The 5,477-nt window shown below is 37.6% G+C and carries 6 protein-coding genes; 1 reads left to right on the top strand and 5 read right to left on the bottom strand.

Annotation, left to right across the window (positions count from 1 at the left end; translation table 11 throughout):
* Nucleotides 1-475 precede the first annotated feature (475 nt).
* Nucleotides 476-712, bottom strand: a complete 237-nt coding sequence (locus RM368_RS37755; RefSeq protein WP_322698805.1) for a hypothetical protein — start codon at nt 710-712, stop codon at nt 476-478.
* Between the two features lie 618 nt (nt 713-1,330).
* Here RM368_RS37755 and RM368_RS37760 point away from each other — a divergent pair.
* The gene (locus tag RM368_RS37760; protein WP_322698806.1) at nt 1,331-2,341 is read left to right on the top strand and encodes a cyanophycin synthetase; all 1,011 of its coding nucleotides are present in this window, start codon (nt 1,331-1,333) and stop codon (nt 2,339-2,341) included.
* Between the two features lie 65 nt (nt 2,342-2,406).
* On the opposite strand, the gene RM368_RS37765 is transcribed toward RM368_RS37760, so the two are convergent.
* The 4 genes from RM368_RS37765 to RM368_RS37780 all read right to left on the bottom strand — a co-directional run bounded on the left by RM368_RS37765 (nt 2,407) and on the right by RM368_RS37780 (nt 5,230).
* The gene (locus RM368_RS37765) at nt 2,407-2,757 is read right to left on the bottom strand and encodes a hypothetical protein (protein ID WP_322698807.1); all 351 of its coding nucleotides are present in this window, start codon (nt 2,755-2,757) and stop codon (nt 2,407-2,409) included.
* A gap of 338 nt (nt 2,758-3,095) precedes the next feature.
* On the bottom strand, nt 3,096-3,338 hold the full coding sequence (locus RM368_RS37770; RefSeq protein ID WP_322698808.1) for a hypothetical protein: 243 nt from the start codon (nt 3,336-3,338) through the stop codon (nt 3,096-3,098).
* A gap of 206 nt (nt 3,339-3,544) precedes the next feature.
* Complete coding sequence (locus RM368_RS37775) at nt 3,545-4,027, bottom strand: YbjN domain-containing protein (protein WP_322698809.1); 483 nt, start codon at nt 4,025-4,027, stop codon at nt 3,545-3,547.
* A 345-nt stretch (nt 4,028-4,372) separates the two neighbouring features.
* Nucleotides 4,373-5,230: a nitrate ABC transporter ATP-binding protein gene (locus RM368_RS37780; protein WP_322698810.1), complete on the bottom strand. Its 858-nt coding sequence runs from the start codon at nt 5,228-5,230 to the stop codon at nt 4,373-4,375.
* Between the last annotated feature and the right edge of the window lie 247 nt (nt 5,231-5,477).

Below are 5,477 nucleotides of genomic sequence, written 5' to 3' on the forward strand. Positions count from 1 at the left end.
TGCTCCCTGTCGAAAATATTATCTGCTTTGCTAACTAACCTGCAGAATGTGGGTTGTAGGGAAAGGGGGAAAGGTTAAAGGGAAATGTTAATTCTATCCCTTTTCCCTTTAACCCTTACCCTTTACCCGATTTCTGCAAAAAGTCTAATGTGCAGCTTCCCCGAAAATTAGTATGAGAACTGCTAATTTTTTGTAGTATGACCTTACGTTAATGGAGATGGTAGAAGCTACTAGAAACCAAAAGATCCCCAATTTCTTGAAGTAAGTCGGGGATCTAAGCCTCTGGCTGGAGAGCAAATTAAATATAGTGGTTCGCGCAAATTTTAAGTAGATTACGCCTGCGATCGCAAGAAAAGGGTAATGGAAATTCAAAACCAGATTGTAGAGACGCGATAAATCGCGTCTTGAAAGACCAATAACCCTTAAGCCAAGCATATTGGACTAAAAACAAGAGTTAATGCGATTTGCTTCTACTTTAAATTGCAGCTTCTTGGCGTTGACAATCAAAAACAATCATGTAGGAAGCATCTGGTATTTCTTGAGGAAGGTGCCGCATATAGCCATCGGCATCAGAACGGCTGCGGAAGCGAGCAACAATCTCCCGTTGCGTATTAGGAAGTTGACGAGCGATCGCCCAAGAATTGAGGCGTTCTTTATACGCAATAGACTGATTGTCTGATTGGGAAGTTTTGTTATCCGTATTTTCTGGCATAATTATCTTAACCGTATGAAGTTTAATGAAGGGCGTTAATTAGTTTCTAGGTAGGAATGCACCAACGCTTTTTTTAATGCTGCTGCCACCTTGTTATTCGATTATTAATAAATTGTCAACACTGAGCGCTATATTTTAGACCAATTAAGTTTAAATTTCCAGGTGGCAATGACTCTCAAAGCCTTAATTTGCAATTGTTTCCACGACACAACAATGTTTTAGCAGAAAGTTTGAGAATTATTAGGTTTGCATTATTTGTATGTATACACATAAGTAAAGTCCGCATCAGTGGTAAGACGAACATTAATGTCTGAAAAAACACTATTTAGAAGCTGAAGAAAAAATAAATAATATACATAGAATTAATCAGTACGCACACACTCTTAATTTTTCTATAGTCTGATTAGTAAAGCTACATTGCAGACATTTACATTTTTTATAGTTAGTTGAGAATAATTAAATTTTCAGAGTTTATTGAAATATTCAAAAATGAATTTTCCTTCAGCTTTTGACTAGAGTTTTAGGGACAAAGCATAGTGCAATTATTAAAATTGAAAATTCTTGACTAATTGTCACAAAATAGTTAAAATTTTTTCGTCGAAATTATAGTTATCGATAATGAAAACACCATTTTTAACATCAATAATTAAAAAAATAGCAGCGGAAATAGAAGCAGTAGTTTTAATAGACCCAGAATGCACTTTTATGGGATTGATTACATTTAAAAACGGCAATAAAACATTTTTTCGTAATACTAGGTTTAGTATTAATTCTTTTGGCTCAGTGGCAATTGCTAAAGACAAAGCAGTTTCAAACTTTTTTCTGAATAAATTTGGCTACAAGGTTACTGAAGGAAAAACGTTTTTTAGTGACGAATTATGCGAAGAAATAGCTAATCCTAGAAATATAGATGCAGGATTTTATTATGCTCAGGAGTTGGGATTTCCTGTAATTGTCAAGCCGATTAATCTTAGCCAAGGAATGTTTGTTACCAAGGTTTACAATAAACAAGAATATTATCAAGTAGCTAAAAAAATATTGCAAAACATTTCAGGATTTATGGTTGAGCGATTCTATAGTGGCAATGATTATAGAATTGTAGTACTTGATAATGAAGTAATTTCAGTATATCAAAGAATTCCTTTATCGATCGTCGGAGATGGTCAATCTACTGTTTTGCAACTTATGCAACAGAAGCAGGAAACTTTTATCAAAAATGGTAGACAAGAAATTATAGATTTTGAAGATTACAGAATCAAAAAAAACTTGCGAAGACAGAAGCTAAATTTTAGTAGTGTTATACCTAAGAATAATATAGTCTATCTTTTAGATAATGCAAATTTATCAACTGGAGGTGAGGCAATAGATTTCACTGACAATATCCATCCTGATTTTAAAAAATTAGCGGTAAATATTACAAAAGATATGGAATTGAGATTATCAGGCGTGGATATTCTTGCTAGTGATATAACCTCACCAATGGAAGATTATACAATTATTGAAGTAAATGGCGCTCCTAGCTTAACTCACTATGCGTCATTTGGTGAAGTTCAGACGAAAAGAGTCGAAAACTTATATCTCCAAGTTCTCAAAATACTTGAAAACGAGAATAACAGAGTAAATAATTGATTTTGATTGGAGGCAAAGCAGAGGTTGCTCCCCTGCTTAATTCCTTTTCAATTCTAACGATTTCTTCACCACTCTTTATCTAGTAGGGATTCAAATTCAGCTTGTAGGGCGGTTATATCTGCCAACCTTGTAACTAGTAAATTATCTTTACCAGCATCATTTAAACGCATTTTCCAATAACGAATACTGTCTGAGTTATTCAACCAAAACTTAATTACGGTATCTACCACTTGATCCAAATTCCAATCCCACTTTGCTGGAACTGATTCTACCGATTCTAAAAACGTATCTAACGTACACGTATGCATTCCCAAGTATTCCACACCTTGGTGGGGTGGTTTTTGCCCGTTTTTTTGTTGCTGATTAAAAAACTGCAAAAGTGGAGATATTCCTACAATATCAAAAGTATATTTCATACCACTACTCCCAATTTTATATTACTTACAGGAAATATTTAGTTTTTTCTATTTCTAAAATAATATCTGGAAAGGAACTAATGCATCTACAGAAAGTGCAGTTTTGGTCTATATCATAGGCGTTAAACTTCAGCGATAAATTAGCACTTACAAGCATTGAGTGCTAATATTTATTTGAGAGTTTGATTGATTACTAAAAAGTTTCAGGCATTAATTAAAGGATGCATATATCTTTAATAATTATTTAATTAGTTATGTTACGACTTGTAAAGCCTAGATCATCTCTAACTCACCTTTTCAGGGCTGGTGATTACCAATAAAGCGGCTGTGTAATGAAATCAGTAAGCCAACACATAATACCAATTCAAAATTAAAAATTCAAAATTAGGGAAGCTAGACAGAACAAAGGTTTGGGAGTATGTATCTGTCGCATTCTTTTTTAAAATTGGTATAACTTGGACGCGATCGCGTCTGTCAAGCAAACTGCCATAATTTGAGCGATCGCACCCAAAATGCAGATAGGATCGAGTCAAAGGAATATAAACCCAAATTAAATTGGCAGTCAGTTCTAAAAGTGTCACTTACTAGACTGGCCTTTTGATTGAAGCAGTGATACTATCTAATTGTGTGAGGAGCAAGTTAAAAATAAAAAGCGCCTGGGGTGGAAACACGGCAACACTCCCAGGCGCTTTTTAATTGGTACACAGAAAAAAGTTTTTGCAGATTTCCCCAAACCGGATTGCTATACATCGGATGTAGCAATAGCCCAATCAAAATCTAAAATTCCTTAAGCCGCACCAAATTCAGATTGTAAGGCTTCATCGTTATTATCAGCGATCGTTGCCACAATGGTAATTAGCCGAGACACTTCGCCAGGAGATAACTCTGCTAAGGTGCGTGTCGATATTACAACCACTCGGTTTTCAATAATACCGAAACGCGCTTCAAAAGTACTAGAGCAGTTCAACTCCAAAAGATACCGCATCAACTTAGGTTCATCTTTGGCAGGTAAATTTAGCACCGCAGACCAAACCGTTATTGTGTCTTCATCGGTTGTCCCGTTGAGTTGGACAAATACTTCCACGCTTCCATACTTAAACTTCCAGAGATAACCACCCTCTGGAGTGTGGTTAACCATCGCACTATCATCTTGTTCTAAAGAGTCGATGACATTTTCAATTACCTCAAGATGGTTAATGCTCGTCGTCTCACTGATTAAAGCATTAACGGATTCGTTATTACTAGTTAGGGTTTCTGGGTAGCTGGTCATACAGATTTTTTCTCAACATACTCGCTCTACACATACTTTATAACTTGTAGACGTAGTTGTAAGGGTAATCCATGAATTGCCCCTACTGATTGTATGGTTCTTCCGGCTACCAGGTACTATTTTGCAAAAATGAGAATAGACTTCTTGGCATTTGTCGGGGTAAAGGGGAAAGGGTAAAGAAACTCAAAATCTTTTCCCTTGAACCTTTTTCTTTTTCCCTAAGAGTGCAAAAACATATTTTTGCAAGAGACTTCATGAGTGGAACTCACAAGGAATAATAAAAATATCTCTTCCCCAGTCCCCAGTCCCTATTTTTAAGGCAGGTTTAATGACGGACGATCGCACTTAACCTACATCATCATGGGCAAAGCGGTTAAAGAGAAAGTCTAGGGCATAGTTACGCAGTTGGTAATATTGTGGATCTTCCATGATGCGGCTGCGATCGCGCGGACGAGAAAAAGGAATTTCCATAACTTCGCCAATTTTCGCGTGGGGGCCATTGGTCATCATTACCAATTTGTCTGCTAAAAATAGTGCCTCGTCGATGTCGTGGGTAATCATCAGCACTGTACAACGGTTATCGCCCCAAATTTTGAGCAATTCTTCTTGTAATTCTTCTTTGGTGATCGCATCCAGCGCCCCAAAAGGTTCATCTAAAATTAAGACTTTTGGACGAATCGCCAAAGCACGGGCGATAGAAACTCTTTGTCTCATCCCGCCGGACATTTGCATTGGTTTCTTTTCCATTGCATCAGCCAGTCCCACCATTGCCAAATGATCGCGGACGATCGCTCTTTTTTCAGCTTGTGGTTTATTGGGATAAACGGCGTTAACAGCTAAGTAAATGTTTTCAAAAGCAGTCCGCCACGGTAGCAAGGCGTAGTTTTGAAAGACAACCATTCTGTCTGGGCCTGGCTTGGTAATGGGTTCTCCTTCGAGTAACACTTCCCCGGAGGTGGGAAAGTTAAAACCGGATACCATATTTAACAGTGTCGATTTGCCACAGCCAGAGTGGCCGATGACGCAAATAAACTCGCCCTGTTCGACGTTGAGGTTAACGCCGTCGAGTACAGTGAAGGGGCCTTTCTTTGTCGGATAGACTTTGGTAACGTCTTTAATTTCTAGGAAAGGTCTGCGACTGGTGGTTGCAGTGGCGAATGATTTTTCTAGTGTGTTTGTAGCTGTTAAGTTACGGTTTTGCATGGTATTTGGTATTTGGGGATTAAAAAGCTAAATTTAGGCGATGGGCAAATGAATATTCTGACCTCTCTCCAAACCTCTCCCCTAGAAGGGGAGAGGCTTTGAATTTTCCCCCTTCCCTACAAGGGAAGGGGGTAGGGGGTTAGGTCTTTTGTTGGTTTTTCTACATGACGTGAAAAGTTAAATCATTAACGGAGTTCAAAGACTCATTAACGGAGATAAAAGGTGGATTCATCCAGTTCAAACACTC

This window comes from Nostoc sp. DedSLP03, assembly GCF_034530815.1.
Lineage (GTDB): Bacteria > Cyanobacteriota > Cyanobacteriia > Cyanobacteriales > Nostocaceae > Nostoc.